The organism is Rhizobium sp. NLR10b, from assembly GCF_019685435.1.
GTDB lineage: Bacteria > Pseudomonadota > Alphaproteobacteria > Rhizobiales > Rhizobiaceae > Rhizobium.
On sequence record NZ_JABDWV010000018.1, the window covers coordinates 79,861 to 98,305 of the forward strand.

General features: G+C 61.6%; 14 protein-coding genes. 10 read left to right on the forward strand and 4 right to left on the reverse strand.

Translation table 11 applies throughout. The features are described from left to right. Nucleotides 1-5: 5 nt before the first annotated feature. Nucleotides 6-2,393, reverse strand: coding sequence for an EAL domain-containing protein (locus tag HJB91_RS25980; protein ID WP_221156100.1), 2,388 nt, complete (start codon nucleotides 2,391-2,393; stop codon nucleotides 6-8). 211 nt (nucleotides 2,394-2,604) lie between these two features. Here HJB91_RS25980 and HJB91_RS25985 point away from each other — a divergent pair, with 211 nt between their 5' ends. From HJB91_RS25985 to HJB91_RS26010, 6 genes are all read left to right on the forward strand, one after another. After that, complete coding sequence (locus HJB91_RS25985; RefSeq protein WP_210629627.1) at nucleotides 2,605-3,993, forward strand: M20/M25/M40 family metallo-hydrolase; 1,389 nt, start codon at nucleotides 2,605-2,607, stop codon at nucleotides 3,991-3,993. 372 nt (nucleotides 3,994-4,365) lie between these two features. Continuing rightward, complete coding sequence (locus HJB91_RS25990) at nucleotides 4,366-5,058, forward strand: SH3 domain-containing protein (protein WP_221156101.1); 693 nt, start codon at nucleotides 4,366-4,368, stop codon at nucleotides 5,056-5,058. Nucleotides 5,059-5,600: 542 nt separating this feature from the next. Further along, on the forward strand, nucleotides 5,601-7,928 hold the full coding sequence (locus tag HJB91_RS25995; protein WP_221156102.1) for a transglycosylase domain-containing protein: 2,328 nt from the start codon (nucleotides 5,601-5,603) through the stop codon (nucleotides 7,926-7,928). A 282-nt stretch (nucleotides 7,929-8,210) separates the two neighbouring features. Beyond that, a complete protein-coding gene (dnaK, locus tag HJB91_RS26000) occupies nucleotides 8,211-10,127 on the forward strand; it encodes a molecular chaperone DnaK (protein ID WP_221147668.1) in 1,917 nt (638 codons plus the stop codon). An 85-nt stretch (nucleotides 10,128-10,212) separates the two neighbouring features. After that, a complete protein-coding gene (dnaJ, locus tag HJB91_RS26005) occupies nucleotides 10,213-11,340 on the forward strand; it encodes a molecular chaperone DnaJ (RefSeq protein ID WP_221147667.1) in 1,128 nt (375 codons plus the stop codon). A 362-nt stretch (nucleotides 11,341-11,702) separates the two neighbouring features. After that, nucleotides 11,703-11,903 (forward strand): hypothetical protein, encoded by a 201-nt coding sequence (locus HJB91_RS26010; RefSeq protein WP_085776534.1) that lies wholly within the window; start codon nucleotides 11,703-11,705, stop codon nucleotides 11,901-11,903. Nucleotides 11,904-12,027: 124 nt separating this feature from the next. Here the strand turns inward: HJB91_RS26010 and HJB91_RS26015 are convergent, their stop codons facing one another. Beyond that, entirely contained in the window at nucleotides 12,028-12,393 is a 366-nt protein-coding gene (locus HJB91_RS26015; protein ID WP_210629632.1) for a helix-turn-helix domain-containing protein, read from the reverse strand. A gap of 380 nt (nucleotides 12,394-12,773) precedes the next feature. Here HJB91_RS26015 and recF point away from each other — a divergent pair, with 380 nt between their 5' ends. Genes recF through HJB91_RS26030 form a run of 3 tightly spaced genes read left to right on the forward strand, consistent with a single transcriptional unit; the run spans nucleotide 12,774 to nucleotide 15,198 of the window. After that, a complete protein-coding gene (gene recF / locus HJB91_RS26020) occupies nucleotides 12,774-13,898 on the forward strand; it encodes a DNA replication/repair protein RecF (protein ID WP_221156103.1) in 1,125 nt (374 codons plus the stop codon). Further along, nucleotides 13,895-14,728, forward strand: a complete 834-nt coding sequence (locus HJB91_RS26025) for a molybdopterin-synthase adenylyltransferase MoeB (RefSeq protein WP_405048799.1) — start codon at nucleotides 13,895-13,897, stop codon at nucleotides 14,726-14,728. Before recF ends, HJB91_RS26025 begins: the two co-directional genes overlap by 4 nt. Beyond that, nucleotides 14,725-15,198: a GNAT family N-acetyltransferase gene (locus tag HJB91_RS26030; protein WP_210629634.1), complete on the forward strand. Its 474-nt coding sequence runs from the start codon at nucleotides 14,725-14,727 to the stop codon at nucleotides 15,196-15,198. Before HJB91_RS26025 ends, HJB91_RS26030 begins: the two co-directional genes overlap by 4 nt. Nucleotides 15,199-15,231: 33 nt before the next feature. Here the strand turns inward: HJB91_RS26030 and HJB91_RS26035 are convergent, their stop codons facing one another. Beyond that, nucleotides 15,232-16,233 carry a D-glycerate dehydrogenase gene (locus tag HJB91_RS26035; RefSeq protein ID WP_210629635.1) on the reverse strand — a complete coding sequence of 334 codons (1,002 nt, stop codon included), beginning with the start codon at nucleotides 16,231-16,233 and terminating at the stop codon, nucleotides 15,232-15,234. A 185-nt stretch (nucleotides 16,234-16,418) separates the two neighbouring features. On the opposite strand from HJB91_RS26035, the gene HJB91_RS26040 reads away from it, so the two are divergent. Then, on the forward strand, nucleotides 16,419-16,958 hold the full coding sequence (locus tag HJB91_RS26040; protein ID WP_210629636.1) for an SH3 domain-containing protein: 540 nt from the start codon (nucleotides 16,419-16,421) through the stop codon (nucleotides 16,956-16,958). Here HJB91_RS26040 and HJB91_RS26045 read toward each other — a convergent pair. After that, entirely contained in the window at nucleotides 16,951-17,943 is a 993-nt protein-coding gene (locus tag HJB91_RS26045) for an adenosine kinase (protein WP_221156104.1), read from the reverse strand. The genes HJB91_RS26040 and HJB91_RS26045 overlap by 8 nt on opposite strands. Nucleotides 17,944-18,445 lie beyond the last annotated feature (502 nt).

Below are 18,445 nucleotides of genomic sequence, written 5' to 3' on the forward strand. Positions count from 1 at the left end.
CGGGACTACTCGCAGGCAAGACGCGTAGGTCGCCGCCACGGTGTTGACAGCGCGTCGGAGTCGGCCGTCGAGGACAGAAGACTTTTGCGGGCGGCGAGCTTGATGCTCGGCTCGATATCCGGCTTGCCGAGCAAAAAGCCCTGTACCTGGGCGCAGCCTTCTTCGACGACGATCTGGCGCTGCGTCTCGGTTTCGACGCCCTCCGTTACGACAGGCATGCCGAGGCTGTGGCCGAGACCGATGATTGCGCGCACGATCGAACGTGACGCAGCGTCATGTTCCAGCATGCCGGTGAAGCTGCGGTCGACCTTGATCTTGTCGAACGGGAAGGTTCGCAGGTTGGAAAGCGAGGAAAAACCGGTGCCGAAGTCGTCCATGACGATGTGAACACCCAGACTGCGCAGGCGCTGCAGCGTGGCCATCACCCGATCGCGGTCACGGATGAGAGCGGCTTCGGTGATTTCGATTTCCAGCCGGTCGGGCGCGAGCCCCGTTTCCTCGAGGATTGCCTCGATCCGCTCGCAAAGGTTCGGCAGCATGAACTGCACCGGCGAGACATTGACGGCGATCGTCAGCGGATGCGGCCAGCGCGCAGCCTCTGTACAGGCCTCGCGCAGCACCCATTCGCCGAGCTGGACGATCGATCCGCTTTCCTCGGCGATTGGAATGAAGACATCCGGCTCGCTGATGCCGTGCCCCGGCCGGTTCCAGCGCATCAAGGCCTCATAACCGCTGACCTCGCCGCTAAGCGCACCGTAAATCGGCTGATAGCAGACATGGATCTGATTGCGGGTGATGGCGTGGCGCAGTTCGCTTTCGATTTGGCGGCGGGCTCGCGTGGCCTCGTCCATTTCCGCATCGAAGAAACAGGCCTTTCCGCGGCCGCCGTGTTTGACCCGATAGAGTGCGATATCGGCATTGTTGCAGATCTCGTCGACATCACGTCCGTCGGCCGGGTAAAGGGCGATGCCGAGGCTGACGCCGACGGCGGTGGGGTCGCGCGCCGTATCCATCTCGGCGGCGAATTCGTCGAGGATCGCGGCTGCGAGCTTCTGTGCGGCCGCCGGTTGCTGTCCGGCGGGCTGGATGATGGCAAATTCATCGCCACCGAGACGGGCGATCGTATCGCTTTCATCAGCGACGCGACGGAGAATCGAGGCGACCTTGCGGAGAATTCGGTCGCCCTCGGCATGGCCGAAAATATCGTTGACGCTCTTGAACCGATCGAGATCGATGTAGAAGAGAGCCACCTTGCTGCTCTTTCGTTCGGCCATCTGCAGCGCCTGGCGGATGCGCGTATCGAACAACGACCGGTTGGGAAGATCGGTCAGAACATCGTGGTGGGCGAGATGTTCTATCATCTCTTCGGCCTGCCTGCGCTCCGTCAGATCGCGCACCGCCAGCACGTCACAATTGTGACCGCGATAGACGATCCGGCTCGTATTCACTTCGACGGCGATCTCCTTGCCGCTGCTGGTGCTGAGCAAGGTCTCGCCGGGCCTGTTCTGCCCCTGGATGACGGTCAAGGCAGCGGACGCCGCCTTGCCGGCAAGATCGGCAAGCTTCCAGCCGGAAAGAGCCTGGAAGCGTTCATTGGCATCGATGATCCTGCCATCGCGCAGGATCAGCAATCCTTCCTGTGAGGCATTGGCGAGCCCTCTCAGATCCGTCAGATGGCTTTCGATAAAGACCACCGCGATAGCGGTCAGAATGAGAGCGGTCGCCGCTACCACCACGATCGCCGCCAGCAGACTGGTATCGAGCACCATCGCCGGAACCTCTTTGCCGGGATCCGGCACGAGCGTGATGCTTGCCATCGAAATGAAGTGGAGAGCGCAGATTGCAAGGACGAAGGTGACGGACGAGGTGAGGAGCCGCCTCGGGCCCCTCCACCGGAAGAAGGCGTGGAAGGCAGCGCTCGACAGCAGCGCCCCCGCCAGAACCGCACTCAGCGTCATGTAGGGATCATAGACGATTACCGCCTGTGTCTCGATCGCCTGCATACCGGTCAGGTGCATCGAGGCGATGCCGAGCGCCATCAGGACGCCGCCGCGGATGCGCGAAAACCTGCCGCGGCTCTCCGAAGCGACGACGATCGCCGCCCACGAACCGGCAACCGACAGGAGGAAGGAAAGCGCCGTCAGCCCCAGTTGGTAGCTGATCGGCATGCCGCCGTCATAGGCCAGCATCGCGATGAAGTGCGTTGCCCATACGCCGGTGCCGAAGGCGAAAGCCGAGGCGCCGATCCAGAGCTTGCGGCGCCCGGCATCGCATTCTTGAGCGCGCGAAAGCGGCAGCATTGCTGCCATCGCGCCGACCAGACAAACCGCGGCGGCCGCAAGTACCAGCCGCCAATCATGATCGTCCCGAATACATGTAATGACCGAAAACATCCGTCCCCCCGAACAGCTGAATTCAGTCAGATTATTTAGGTTGTACTAAATAACTGTAAATTGAATTAGAAGCTTCTTCTATATTAACCGGCAATCTTCTTGCACCCCGATCCGGATATGGCCGCGTTCGCGTCGCCCATTTTGCTTTTCCGCCTCGCCTGCCTTCCTCGTTTGGTCTATCGTCCGGCCAAATTTCAAAAAGGAGTCGACAATGGCGGATCTACAACAGGTGCTTGCGCGCGCGGATCACAACCTTTCCTCAAGCCTCGAAAAGCTGTTCGAGCTTCTGCGCATCCAGTCGATTTCCACCGATCCCGTCTACAAGGCCGAATGCCGAAAGGCAGCCGAATGGCTGGTCGCCTATCTCGAAGGCCTTGGCTTTACCGCCTCGGTGCGTGACACTCCGGGCCATCCGATGGTGGTCGCCCACCATGGCGGCGCTTCCGCCGACGCGCCGCATGTGCTTTTCTACGGCCATTATGACGTGCAGCCGGTCGACCCGATCGAGCTCTGGGAAAACGATCCCTTCGAGCCATCGATCAAGGATGTCGGCGATGGCCGCAAGATCCTGACCGGGCGCGGCACCTCCGACGACAAGGGCCAGTTGATGACCTTCGTCGAAGCCTGCCGCGCCTATAAGGAGATCAACGGCGCACTTCCCTGCCGCATCACCATTCTGTTCGAGGGTGAGGAGGAATCGGGCTCACCGTCCTTGAAGCCTTTCCTCGAAGCAAACGCCTCCGAACTCAAGGCCGATTATGCGCTTGTCTGCGATACCGGCATGTGGGACCGCGATACGCCGGCAATCGCCGCGGCACTGCGCGGCCTCGTCGGCGAGGAGGTGGTCGTGACGGCCGCCGACCGCGACCTGCATTCCGGCCTCTTCGGCGGTGCTGCGGCCAATCCGATCCATATTCTCGTCGAGGCGCTTGCCGGCCTGCATGACGAGACGGGCCGCATCACGCTCGACGGTTTCTACGACGGCGTCGAGGAAACGCCCGACAACATCAAGGCGTCATGGGAGACGCTCGGCAAGACGGCCGAGAGCTTCCTCGGTGAAGTCGGCCTTTCCATTCCCTCCGGCGAAAAGGGCCGGTCGGTGCTGGAACTCACCTGGGCAAGGCCGACGGCCGAAGTCAACGGCATCTGGGGCGGATATACCGGCGAAGGCTTCAAGACGGTCATCGCCGCCAAGGCCTCGGCAAAGGTTTCGTTCCGGCTCGTCGGTACCCAGGATCCGGCTGCTATCCGCGAAGCTTTCCGCAGCTATGTCAGGTCGAAAATTCCGGCCGACTGCTCGGTGGAATTCCATCCGCATGGCGGCTCGCCGGCGATTCGTCTCTCCTATGATTCGCCTGTTCTGACCAAGGCGAAGACGGCGCTTTCCGACGAATGGCCGAAACCTGCCATCGTCATCGGCATGGGCGGCTCGATCCCGATCGTCGGCGATTTCCAGAAGATGCTCGGCATGGAATCACTGCTCGTCGGTTTCGGTCTCAGCGACGACCGCATCCATTCGCCGAACGAGAAATACGAGCTTGTTTCCTATCACAAGGGCATCCGCTCCTGGGTGCGTATCCTTCAGGCACTGGCCGGCTGAAGGGCAATGGCGTGCCGGACCAGGAAAACAAAAACAAAAGGCCGGTCGCCCGGCCTTTCGTCATCCGCTCGGCTCGGTGCCAGTTCATCCGTGGTCAAGGAGCAAGCAGGTATTGACGCCAGATTGCAGCCGCAAGGTTAACAGAGCGTTAACGCTTCGAACGCAACCGATTTCCGGGACGAGCATGAGAGCACAAATCTCCCCCCGTTCAAGCTACGTTCATCGCGCTCAATCTATAAAACATTGAAAGACAAGCGAATGATGACGCCCTAACAAATGCCGGCGATCGCTCTATCTTTTGTTCCAGATGGCATATGCCAAGGAAACGCAGCCGAGTGCTGCCTGAAAACACGCCAACGAGGAGTAAGAAGCGTGAAAAACCTGATCGTCAAGATAGCCGGGGCCGCGCTGCTGTTGCTGGCTCCGGCAATCGCGCAGGCCGCCGAGGGTTACTCGATGGCAAACGTCAATATGCGTGCGGGTCCGAGCACCCGGTATCCCGCCGTCGCCGTCATACCCGCCGGATCATCGGTCGAAATTCGCGGCTGCCTTTCCAACGTCAACTGGTGTGACGTCGAGTTCTATGGCGGCCGCGGCTGGGTCTCGGGCCAGTACGTGCAGGCAGTCTACCAGCAACGCCGCGTCTATGTCGGGCCGGAATATTATCGCCCGCTGGGCATTCCAATGGTCACCTTCAGCGTCGGCAATTATTGGGACCGTTACTACCGCCATCGCGATTTCTATCGCGAGCGCGACCGCTGGAGCCGCGGCCCCGACTATTATTACCGCAACCGCGACGGCGATTATTACCGCAACCGCGACGGCGATTATTACCGTGACCGCGATCGCGGTTATTATTCCCGCGACCGCGACTACCGGGAACGCAACCGGGACTGGCGCGACGATGATCGCAGAGAGGAAGTCCGCCGGCCCGAGCGTCGGAAAACCGACACGGATTTCCGTGACCTGCCGCAGTTCAGAGGTGGTAAGGCCGACACCCACAATCGTCCGGATCCAAGGGCTTCGCCTTTCGTCTGCCGTCCGGGCGATCCCGCCTGCGACTGAAACATTGAGGGCGGCAGCGATGCCGCCCTTTCTGCGTCACGGGGTGCTCTTGCGAAAATGGAGCTAAGAAAGAGCCCGGCGCTCCTTGGGGGGATGCACCGGGCCTGATGTCGATCGGCGCGCGTTGAGGGGAGACGGCCGATCAATCGCGGGACGTGAGGGGCTGTCCCGCTTCCCCATAAACAATCGTCGAGCCTATTGGTTCCGCTCGCCGCATAATTCCTTAGACCGGAAATCCTGTTTGCTCGGCCGGCGCAACGCGTCCCTATCTCTCTGGTCATGACCATGCGGCTTCGACAATGCGCCGGGCGCTTGTCGGCCTTTAACACCCCGTTAAATCGCCGCAATTACAGTTCACTCGGATGATCGCGTCGCCCGCTGCATAGTTCCTTAAATCGAAACCAGTTTAAGGAAAAAATTATGCAGCACTTCAAAGTGCTACAGCGTCCTTCGCGCGTCTAAAGACACGCCCGGCGCTGTAATAGGGGCGCCGTTATGCGAAGTGGGCTTCGCGATCGAACAGGGGATGCGACCGGTCCGCGATGGCAGGCAGAGGCAAATCAGGCGACAGAATCGAACCGTCCTTCAGCGGCCGCCCGGCCCGCGAAGATGATGAATTTTCGCTCGACGCCGGTGACCGCGTCATCGGAAGTGGATCCGTGCGCCGCGGCGGCTCCAAGCCGCCGCCGCAGCGTGCCGCCCGCCAGCGGCGGCGCGAGCCGCGGGAGCGTGAGGGCGGCGGCCTTTTCGGCTTCTTGCGCCGCGTGGTCTATTGGTGCGTCGTGCTTTTCATCTGGGCCGGCATCGGCATTGCCGGGCTCGTCCTCTACTACGGCTCGCGCATGCCGAGCGCCAGCACATGGGCGATTCCCGAGCGGCCGCCGAACGTCAAGATCACCGCCGTCGACGGCAGCGTCATTGCCAATCGCGGCGCCACCGGCGGCGAGGCGCTGTCGCTGGAAAACATGTCGCCCTATATTCCGGAGGCCGTCATCGCGATCGAGGACCGGCGCTTCTATTCGCATTTCGGCGTCGATCCGCTCGGCCTCGGCCGGGCGATCGTCACCAACTTCACGGCCGGCCACATGGTGCAGGGCGGCTCGACGCTGACCCAGCAGCTTGCCAAGAACCTCTTCCTCTCTCCCGAGAGAACACTGGAGCGCAAGGTGCAGGAGGTTCTGCTCGCGCTGTGGCTGGAGCAGAAATATACCAAGGACCAGATCCTTGCGATGTATCTCAACCGGGTGTTCTTCGGATCGAACGCCTATGGCGTCGAGGCAGCGTCGAGGCGCTATTTCAACAAATCGGCGCGGGATGTGAACCTCGGCGAGGCAGCAGTGCTGGCAGGCCTGCTCAAGGCGCCGTCGCGGCTTTCGCCGGCCCGCGACGCGGAAGCGGCGAATGCGCGCGCCCAGCTCGTGCTCGCGGCCATGCGCGAGCAGGGTTTCATCACCGATTCCGAGGTCAAGACAGCAATGTCGCAGACCCCGGCTTCGGCCAAGAGCTACTGGTCGGGCGCCGGGCATTACGTCGCCGACATGGTCATGGACGAGCTGCCGGGCCTGATCGGCGACGTCAAGGAAGACATCATCGTCGATACGACGATCGACAAATCGCTGGAGAAGAAGGCCGAGCAGTCGCTGGTCGACGTGCTCGACAAGGAGGGCGGCAAGCTCGATGCCTCACAGGCGGCCCTGGTTTCGATCGACGGCACCGGGGCGATCCGGGCACTCGTCGGCGGCAGAGACTATGCGACGAGCCAGTTCAACCGCGCCGTCAAGGCCAAGCGTCAACCGGGATCTTCGTTCAAGCCCTTCGTCTATACCGCGGCGCTGGAAAAAGGGCTGACGCCTTTTTCGGTGTTCAACGACGCGCCGATCCGCATCGGCGACTGGACGCCGGAGAATTACGAAAAGAAATACAATGGCGAAGTGACGCTGGCGACCGCGCTCGCCAAGTCGCTGAACACGGTGGCCGCGCAGCTGGTGATGTATGACGGGCCGGATCAGGTGATCAAGCTCGCCCACCGGCTCGGGATCGAAAGCGAGCTGCAGCCGAACGCCTCGATTGCGCTCGGGACGTCCGAAGTGTCGTTGATGGAATTGACCGCCTCCTATGCCGCCTTCATGAACGGCGGCTACAAGGCGACGCCGCACGTCATCCACCGGGTGACGACCGCCGAGGGCAAGGTTCTCTACGAAAATACTTATGACAGTCCGCCGCGCGTGCTTTCCGAGCAGATCGCCGCGCAAATGGATACGATGATGATGGGCGTCATCGAGAACGGCACCGGCAAGAGTGCTAAGATTCCCGGCTGGCAGGCGGCGGGCAAGACCGGCACGACGCAGAATTCGCGCGACGCGCTGTTCGTCGGCTTCACCAGCAATCTCACGACAGGCGTCTGGTTCGGCAATGACGACGGCAAACCAATGAAAAAGGTGACCGGCGGCGGTCTTCCTGCCAAGGCCTGGAAGGAATTCATGATCGCCGCCCACAAGGGTCTTTCGCCGGCACCGCTCTTCGGTAACGGCCAGCTGATCGACAATCCGAACAGCGGTCAGCCGATGGCGCAGGCAACGCCCGACGGCGGGCAGCCGGTCACGGCCGAAGTGCCGCCGCCAACGACGATCGGCGGCATCATTTCCGGCGTCTTCGGCGGCGGCGAGAATGCCGAGCGTTATCCGCAGGCGCCTGTCCGGCAACCGCGGGCAAGCCCCGGAAACGGCCCTGTTCCTCCTGCAGACGTTGCCGAAGGCGACGGTTCAAGCTACGACGGCATCGTGCCGCCCGGCGATGTCGGTGGGCCGCAGACGACCTCGTCGGTGCAGCCTCGGCGCACGACTCTGCTCGATCTGATCATGGGTCAATGAGATTCCGTGCTGCATGCCCGGCGCAAGCCACATTTCCTAGAAATCGCACGCTTCCGGGGGATCGGGCGGCCTCTTTCGCGGCTGCTGCGAAAATTGAAGGCAACACATTCGTTTTGCTGGATTCCGGGCTATTTCCCGCCTTGCAGTCCAGAAAACCGCTCCTTATATACGCCGCATCACCGCAATCACGATTGCGTAATCTCAAATAGACCCATCCCGTAAGGGGCTGTCAGGGAAATGCCTTCTGGGGGTTCCGACAGCTTGCTTCAAGGAGAGAATGACATGGCAAAAGTAATTGGTATCGACCTTGGAACGACGAATTCCTGCGTCGCAGTCATGGACGGCAAGGACGCAAAGGTCATCGAGAATGCGGAAGGTGCGCGCACGACCCCTTCCATGGTGGCCTTTTCCGACGATGGCGAGCGCCTCGTCGGCCAGCCGGCCAAGCGCCAGGCGGTCACCAACCCGACGAACACGCTCTTTGCGGTCAAGCGCCTGATCGGCCGCCGCTACGAAGACCCGACCGTCGAGAAGGACAAGCATCTCGTTCCCTTCAGCATCGTCAAGGGCGACAATGGCGACGCCTGGGTCGAAGCCAATGGCAAGGGCTACTCGCCCGCACAGATTTCCGCGATGATCCTTCAGAAGATGAAGGAAACCGCCGAATCCTATCTCGGTGAAAAGGTCGAGAAAGCCGTCATCACTGTTCCCGCCTACTTCAACGACGCGCAGCGCCAGGCAACCAAGGATGCCGGCAGGATCGCCGGTCTCGAAGTGCTGCGCATCATCAACGAGCCGACCGCTGCCGCTCTCGCCTACGGCCTCGACAAGAAGGACGGCAAGACGATCGCCGTCTACGACCTTGGCGGCGGCACCTTCGATATTTCGATCCTCGAGATCGGCGACGGCGTCTTCGAAGTGAAGTCCACCAACGGCGATACCTTCCTCGGCGGTGAAGACTTCGACATGCGCCTCGTCGAATATCTCGTTGCCGAATTCAAGAAGGACAACGGCATCGACCTGAAGAACGACAAGCTTGCCCTGCAGCGCCTCAAGGAAGCTGCCGAAAAGGCGAAGATCGAACTGTCGTCCTCGCAGCAGACCGAAATCAACCTGCCGTTCATCACGGCTGACGCCTCCGGTCCGAAGCACCTGACGCTGAAGCTGACCCGCGCCAAGCTCGAGAGCCTGGTCGACGATCTCGTCCAGCGCACGATCGCTCCGTGCAAAGCGGCTCTCAAGGATGCCGGCGTCACCGCTGCCGAAATCGACGAAGTGGTCCTCGTCGGCGGCATGAGCCGCATGCCGAAGGTGCAGGAAGTCGTCAAGCAGCTGTTCGGCAAGGAGCCGCACAAGGGCGTCAATCCGGATGAAGTGGTTGCGCTCGGCGCCGCCATCCAGGCCGGCGTTCTGCAGGGCGACGTCAAGGACGTCCTGCTGCTCGACGTCACCCCGTTGTCGCTCGGCATTGAGACACTCGGCGGCGTCTTCACCCGTCTGATCGAACGCAACACGACAATCCCGACCAAGAAGAGCCAGACCTTCTCGACCGCCGAAGACAACCAGCAGGCCGTCACCATCCGCGTTTCGCAGGGCGAACGCGAAATGGCTGCCGACAACAAGCTGCTCGGCCAGTTCGACCTCGTCGGCCTGCCGCCGTCGCCGCGCGGCGTGCCGCAGATCGAAGTCACCTTTGACATCGACGCCAACGGCATCGTGCAGGTTTCGGCCAAGGACAAGGGCACCGGCAAGGAACAGCAGATCCGCATCCAGGCTTCCGGCGGCCTCTCCGACGCCGACATCGAAAAGATGGTGAAGGATGCCGAATCCCACGCTGCCGAAGACAAGAAGCGCCGCGAAACCGTGGAAGCCAAGAACCAGGCCGAGAGCCTGATCCACTCCACGGAAAAGTCGCTGAAGGATTACGGCGACAAGGTCTCCGAAGCCGACCGCACCGCCATCTCGGATGCGATCGCCGCGCTGAAGTCCTCGACCGAGGCAACCGAAGCCGACGCCGAAGACATCAAGGCCAAGACCCAGACGCTGATGGAAGTTTCCATGAAGCTCGGCCAGGCGATCTATGAAGCACAGCAGGCCGAAGGCGGCGCTGCTGCCGATACCTCCGCGGAAGGCGGCGACAATGTCGTCGACGCCGACTACGAGGAAATCAAGGACGACGACCGCAAGAAGTCCGCGTAATCCGCGGCGGCGTGGTTATGCTTCAACACCTGATCCGGCTGCTCACCATGGCAGCCGGAAATCCATTTCCGGGGTTTAATCCTTAATGGCAAAAGCGGACTTTTACGAAACTCTGGGTGTAGCCAAATCGGCGGACGAGAAAGAGCTGAAGAGCGCCTTCCGAAAGCTGGCGATGAAATATCATCCGGACAAGAACCCGGATGACAAGGAAGCCGAACGGAAGTTCAAGGAAATCAACGAAGCCTATGAAATGCTCAAGGACCCGCAGAAGCGGGCAGCCTATGATCGTTATGGCCACGCAGCCTTTGAGCATGGCGGCATGGGCGGCGGTGGCGGCGGCTTTGCCGGCGGCGGCTTCTCCGACATCTTCGAGGATATTTTCGGCGAGATGATGGGCGGCGGACGGGCGCGCCAGCGCTCGTCGGGAGGCCGCGAACGCGGCGCCGATCTTCGCTACAATATGGAAATAACGCTGGAAGAGGCTTTCTCGGGCAAGACGGCGCAGATCCGCGTTCCCACCTCCATCACCTGCGACGTCTGTTCGGGTTCAGGCGCCAAGCCCGGCACGCAACCGAAGAACTGCGGCACCTGCCAGGGCACGGGCCGCGTGCGCGCGGCGCAGGGTTTCTTCTCGATCGAGCGGACCTGCCCGACCTGCCACGGCCGTGGCCAGATCATTCCCGATCCGTGTCCGAAGTGCCACGGCCAGGGCCGGGTGACGGAAGAGCGGTCACTCTCGGTCAATATTCCCGCCGGCATCGAGGACGGCACGCGCATCCGCCTACAGGGCGAGGGCGAAGCCGGGGCTCGCGGCGGACCGGCCGGCGATCTTTATATCTTCCTGTCGGTGAAGCCGCATGAATTCTACCAGCGTGACGGAGCCGACCTCTATTGCGCCGTGCCGATCTCGATGACGACGGCTGCTCTCGGCGGAACCTTCGACGTAGCGACACTCGACGGCACCAAATCGCGGGTGAGCGTGCCTGAGGGCACGCAGGCCGGCAAACAGTTCCGTCTCAAGGGCAAGGGCATGCCGGTGCTGCGTTCGGCGCAGACGGGCGACCTTTATATCCAGATCCAGATCGAGACACCGCAAAAGCTCACCAAGCGTCAGCGCGAACTGCTGCAGGAATTCGAGCAGATTTCTTCCAAGGAGAACAATCCGGAGTCGACGGGTTTCTTTGCCCGGATGAAGGAATTCTTCGAAGGCTGAGCCGTCGATCGATAGGCAATCGCGAAAGCCGGGGACGGAAACGTCTCCGGCTTTTTTTGCACCCGCAAATCCTGATTTGGGACATGGGCAGTTCATGCCAGGCGATCTGTTCCAGATCTGCCGCGCAATCTGTTCCAGATCGACACGGTGCCCGCTCGGAACAGGAACTTGCGTTAACGCAGCCCGATGATGCCGCTTGCAAGTTTTTAAAATGACTCCAATCTCTGCTGTCAGCGCATGACCCAGGAGCTCGGAATCGATGTCAGGGGGGTGATGCGCAGTTTCAGAGCGACAGAGCGTTTCCCGCGCGTCCAATTGGACGCAGGCGCTCTAACGGGGACCACGAAGCAAGAGTATTCATCATGGCGCCAGCCTTTTCCTCTCAGTCCGAAGATGTCGACGTTCTCGCCGGCGCCATTTACACATGGTGTGCCGAGCGCAATATCAAGCTTCGCAGCCAGCAGGGCCTTTCCATCGCCAGTATCGCGATCGACCTCTACCACGCCGGCCACCAGACGCAGGACGACCTGCTAACGGCGTTGCATGGGTGCGAGATTCACTGATTCACCAACGCGTCGCGAAATGCGTCTACCGCTGGGGACAGGCAGCCCCCGACATCGCTCGGAGGTCATCCCTGTCTGAAGAAGTCTTGCTTCTCCCGAAGGTCAGCTAACCGCTTCAGCGGAGTCAGGCGGCGCTATCGACCGCTTCGCCGCTCATCAGTGTAAGGATTGTCTTGACCGCTTCCTTGCCTGCCGCCGAATTCAGCTTGTCGTAGCTCAGCGCAAGGGCATAGGCATCAGGGCTGAGTTCGATACGTCCGCCGAATTCCGATATATCGGTCCCCTCGAAGAGGGCGGCGATCTCGACGCCGAGAAAAACCGCGATCTGATGCAGCTTGCTGGCTGAAACCCGGTTCGTTCCCTTCTCATATTTCTGGATCTGCTGGAAAGTCAGTCCGAGTGCTTCACCGAGCTCGAGCTGGGAAACACGACGAATGGCGCGAAGCTGTCTGATGTTGCGACCAACGATGATATCGACCGGATCTGGCACTTCACCACTCTCTTATACATGAACCTTTTGTTCACCATATCGTTTTCCCGAGATAAGGCAATCCTGTAGTTGCAAAATTCAACCGACTTTTTGCAGGCGTCACGTTACGTCAGCAAACGCCGAGAAATGCCGCAGAAGCCCTGTCATCCAGGTGATCGGAGCGCGACGACGACAGCTGTCGTCGGTAAGGACGGCCAATCTCGACGCCTCGGATTCGGTTGTATTTTTCGAGGGTTCGAGAAAACCGTACCGAAAAGTTCCGGAATTGACCGTGTTTACGATGCTCCCTGTCAAGCGGGCGCGATCCGCGCGCGAAGCTGCGCGCTTGCCATCTGCGCCGCTTCGGCTTAGCTGTCACGCTTCACGGACCCGGATACGCAATGCCGCATAAGGTTTCTCTCTCCCGTCTGAAGCTGACGGACTTCCGCAATTATGCGGCCGCGAGCCTTAGCCTCGATGGTCGGCATGCCGTGCTGACCGGAGACAATGGCGCCGGCAAGACCAATCTCATGGAGGCGGTCTCGCTGCTTTCGCCCGGCCGCGGCCTGCGCCGAGCCGCCTATGGCGACATTACCCGCGTCGGCGCGGCCGGCGGCTTTTCGATCTTCGCGGCGCTGGATGGCATGGAGGGCGAGGTCGAGATCGGAACCGGCATAGAAGCGGGTGAGGAGACCACAGCCCGCCGGCTTCGCATCAACGGCACCCCGGCAAAAACCGCCGACGAGTTGACCGATCACCTGCGTCTTCTCTGGCTGACACCGGCGATGGACGGGCTCTTCACCGGCGCCTCCTCCGACCGCCGGCGCTTTCTCGACCGGCTGGTGCTGTCGCTCGATCCGGCCCACGGCCGCCGCGCCAGCGATTTCGAGCGTGCCATGCGCAGCCGCAACAAACTGCTGGACGAGAGCCGCTTCGACCCTTCCTGGCTTGCGGGTATCGAAGAACAGATGGCAAGCCTCGGTATTGCCATGGCGCTCGCCCGCCAGGAAATGCTCGGCCTTTTGAGCCGGCTGATCGAGGAAACACTGGAGAGCTCGCCTTTCCCCTCGGCCTCACTGCAGCTCTCGGGCTTCATGGACGGCCAGTTCTCGCGCCCATCGGTCGACCTCGAGGACGACTACGCGGCGATGCTGGCCGAGAGCCGCTACCGCGATGCCGGCGCGGGGCGCACGCTGGAGGGACCGCACCGGGCTGACCTCATCGTCCACCACCACGAAAAGGCGATGGAGGCGGCGCGTTGTTCCACCGGCGAGCAGAAAGCGCTGCTTGTCGGCCTGGTGCTTGCCCATGCACGACTCGTCGGCAATCTTACCGCCCATGCGCCGATCCTGCTGCTCGACGAAATCGCCGCGCATCTCGACGAGAACAGGCGCGCCGCGTTGTTCGACCTCATCGACGGACTGGGCGGTCAGGCCTTCATGACCGGAACGGATCGGGGAATGTTCTCGGCCCTCGGCGACAGGGCGCAGTTCTTTACGGTTGCGGACGGAAGGGTGTTCGGATGAGGGAGACAGCTTTTCCCGATGTCGCTTTTCCCGATGTCGGGGGCCATGCTACCATCGCCGCCATGGAACCTCTCAGCCCCGATGAAATCGCCCGGTATCAACGCCATATCCTGCTCCCCGAAATCGGCGGCGCAGGCCAGCAGAAACTCAAGGCCGCCCGCGTGCTGGTGATCGGCGCCGGCGGGCTCGGTGCGCCGATTCTGCAATATCTCGCCGCCGCCGGTATCGGCACGCTCGGCATCGTCGACGATGACCGGGTGTCGCTGTCCAATCTGCAGCGCCAGGTGATCCATGATTCCGGCACGATCGGCGAGCGGAAAACCGAAAGCGCCGCCTTGGCCATTGCCAGGCTCAACCCGCATGTGCGGCTCATCCGCTTCGAGGAACGCTTTTCTCGCGAGACTGCCCGGCGTCAATTGTCCGGCTTCGATCTCCTGATCGACGGCTCCGACAATTTCGATACGCGTTATGCCGCGGCCGATGCGGCGGAGGAAGCACGTATCCCACTCGTCACCGGAGCCGTCGGTCGTTTCGACGGTTCGCTGACGGTGCTAAAACCTTACGCGACGGCCGAGGACGGAGCGCCCAACCCAGGCTACCGCGACCTGTTTCCCGAGGCGCCACCGGCGGGCCTGATCCCCAGCTGCGCCGAAGCCGGCATCATCGGCGCGCTCACCGGCGTCATCGGCACGATGATGGCGATGGAGGCGATCAAGCTCGTCACCGGCGCCGGCGAGCCGCTGATCGGGCGGCTGCTGCTTTACGACGCACTCTCGGCCCGGTTCGAAACCGTGCGCTACAAGCGCCGCCGCGCAAGGCAGGCCGGATGACGATTATCCGCCTTGATCGGAGCTTCACGCGCTGGGACGAGCTGCTCGCCCTCATCCTCACGGCCTTCGCTTCGATGAACGGGAGGATCGATCCGCCGTCCTCGGCGCTCAGTCTGACGGCGGAGGCGCTGGCAGCAAAGGCTGAGGCCGAGATCGGCCATGTCGTCATCGACGATGGCAAACTGACCGGCTGCCTGTTTCTGCGGCCGGAGGCCGATTGTCTCTATGTCGGCAAGCTCGCCGTTCTGCCGGCAGCGCAAGGCAAGGGCCTCGGCAGGCGTTTGCTCGCAGTTGCCGAGGAGACGGCTGCAGAACTCGGCTTTGCCGCTTTGCGGCTGGAGACACGCATCGAGCTCACCGACAATCACGCCGTCTTTGCCGCCTGGGGATTTTCCAGAAGCGCCGAAAAGGCCCATCCTGGTTTTGCCAGGACGACCTTCGTCGAGATGCGGAAGATCCTTACTCGCTGACGCGCATCGACCGAATCCGCTCCCCGAATTAGCTCACCGGCCCGGCAGCACCCGGTTCGGCGGTCTGTGGCCGTCGATGAAGGTGCGGATATTGATGATGACCTTGTCGCCCATGTCGATCCGGCCTTCGATCGTCGCCGAACTCATATGCGGCAGCAGCACGACCTTGCCCTCATTGGCGAGCTTGACGAGCTTCGGATTGACGGCCGGCTCGTTCTCGAACACGTCGAGGCCGGCGCCGGCGATCTTGCCCTCCCTCAGGCATTTGATCAGCTGGGCTTCATCGACGACGTCACCGCGCGCTGTATTGACGAGATAGGCGGTGGGCTGCAGCAGCGCCAGGCGGCGCGCCGAAATCAGGTGAAAGGTTGCCGGTGTCGAGGGGCAGTTGATCGAGACGATGTCGACACGGGCCAGCATCTGGTCGAGGCTTTCCCAATAGGTTGCCTCCAACTCGTCCTCGACGGCTGGATTGACGCGCTTGCGATTGTGATAGTGGATCGAAAGACCAAAAGCCTTGGCGCGGCGGGCCACCGCCGTGCCGATACGCCCCATGCCGACGATGCCGATGCGCTTTCCGTGAATGCGCCGGCCGAGCATCCAGGTGGGAGACCAGCCGGCCCACTCGCCCGGCTTGTCGGTCAGGATCCGCGCCCCTTCGCCGAGCCGCCTCGGAACCGCGAGAATCAGCGCCATTGTCATATCGGCGGTGTCCTCGGTCAGGACGTTCGGCGTGTTGGTGACGGTGATGCCCTTGCGCGCCGCCGCCTCGACGTCGATGTGGTCGGTGCCGTTGGAGAAGCTGGCAATAAGCTTCATCTGCGGCCCCGCCTCTTCGATCAGGGCCGCATCGATGCGATCGGTGACCGTCGGCACCAGCACGTCGGCAGTCCGGACAGCGGCGATAAGCTCGGGAACGGAGCGCGGCGCGTCATCGATGTTCAGCTCGGCATCGAACAGCTCCCGCATTCGGGTTTCGACGGCATCCGGCAGCTTGCGGGTGATATAGACCTTCGGTTTTTTCTTCGCTGTCATGGCTGCCTGCGGTGCCTTGTTCAGAGGTCTTTAACCAAGAGGGGTGATAATTTTCCCGTTCCGGGCAATTTCTACCAGACCCGCACGCGAAGACAAACAAAACTCGTGGTGCAGCCGGGGAATGTCAAAGCCCGGACCGCGTGCAGGCCGGGCTTGCCCGCGAATTCGAGCAAACGGAAGCCTCCATGCGCAGCAAAGTCCTGAAGTCCTGCCTCGCCCTCGCGATCGCTCTGGCCGCATCCATGGGAACCTTAGAATTTGCTCATGCGCAGGCGGCCAAAGGGCCGAGCGGCCTGCCGTTGCCGCGCTTCGTCACATTGAAATCGAAGCGCGTCAACCTGCGCATCGGCCCCGGAACGGATTTCGCCGTATCGTGGATGTATCTGAAATCCGGCCTGCCGGTGGAAATCATCCAGGAATACGACAATTGGCGCCGCATCCGCGATGCCGACGGCACTGAAGGCTGGGTCAATCAGTCGCTGCTGTCAGGCCAGCGCGCGGCGATCGCCGCACCCTGGATGAAGGCGAAGGGCAAGGGCGTCTATGTCAACCTGCGCCGCGAGGCGCAGCCCTCCGCCTCGATCGTCGCCAAGCTGGAACCCGGCGTGATGCTGACGATCGGCGAATGCAACGGCGATTGGTGCCACGCAGAAACCGACGGCGCCGCAGGCTGGGTGGCGCAGTCGGAAATCTGGGGCGCCTATCCCGGCGAGGCCTTCAAATAAGCCCCGCCTGTTTGGCGGCGTCGGAAAGCGAGGTCATCGGGCGTGGGCCGATCTGCTGAATGACAATGCCGGCGGCGAGACAACCGAGCTTGCCGCAATCCTCCAGGGACCTTTCCTGCGTGTAGCCATAGAGGAAGCCGGAGGCAAACAGGTCGCCGGCGCCCGTTGTGTCAACAACTTCCCGAATCCTGATCGCATCGACGTAATAACGCTCGCGGCCCTTCAGGATGACGGCGCCGTTCTCGCTCATCGTCACGGCGGCGATCTTGCAGTCCGCGGCGATCCTGTTCAGCGCCTCTTCGAAATCGTCGGTCTGGTAAAGCGACAGCGCCTCCTGGCGATTGGCAAAGACGATATCGACCTTGCCGGAGCGCATCAGATCGAGGAACTCGCCGCGATATCGGTCGACGCAGAAACTGTCGGACAGTGTCATCGACATTTCCCGGCCGTGTTGATGGGCGATGCGGGCGCAATCGAGAATCGCCTCCTTGGCGCGCGGCGGATCCCACAGATAACCTTCGAAATAGGTGACCTTGGCATTGGCGACGACATCGGCCTCGACATCCTCAGGACCGAGTTCGACGCAGGCGCCGAGATAGGTATTCATCGAACGCTCGCCATCCTCGGTGACAAAGATCATCGAACGCGCCGTCGGCGGGAAGGTGCCCTTCGGCTTCGTCTGATAGTGGACGCCCTGGGCGCGGATGTCGTGGGTAAAGATGTCTCCGAGCTGATCTGCGGCGACATTGCCGAAATAGGCGGCCTTACCGCCGAGGTTGGCAACGCCCGCCGCCGTGTTGCCGGCGCTGCCGCCGGAGGCTTCCAGTGCCGGTCCCATGCGCGAATACAAGAGTTCGGCGCGTTCGGCGTCGATGAGGTTCATCGCCGCCTTCGTGATCTGGTTGTCAATGAGGAACTGGTCGTTGCAACGGGCGATGATATCCACGATTGCGTTGCCGACCGTCAGAACATCGAATCTTGTCATGAAATGGGGGGTCCCGGATTTGTGATAGCCGGGGTTCGGTCTTAGCGAAATTTCTGCGGTTTGGAAGGACAAATGGTGAATGGCGCATCTATTTCTTCGCAAAAGTGCCGCTTATTCGTCACGCCGCTGACATCTTCCAAATCTACAAAAACTCGCAGGAAAACCGGCATGAGCAGCTTTCAGTTGCGGCCGGGCGCCCGAGGGATGATCCCTTCGATCTTACCGGCGCGATGCTGACCACGGATGAACTGGCAGCTTCGTGATCGGGATATCCGGCAGGGCCGGAGCGGAAAAGCGGGCTGTGCCCGCTTTTTTTGCTTTGCGGAGAGCCGAGCGCCGGAGCGGGCGGCGCTTGCCTTTTCAATTCGAACCTTTTGCTGCCAGAGCGCCGTGCATCCGTTCGGATGCAAAGGACGCTCTCACTCTTTAAATCTACGCATCGGACTTACCGAAAATCGATTCCGATTTTCGGGCCGATGCTGTAGAGGTCGGATACTCCCCT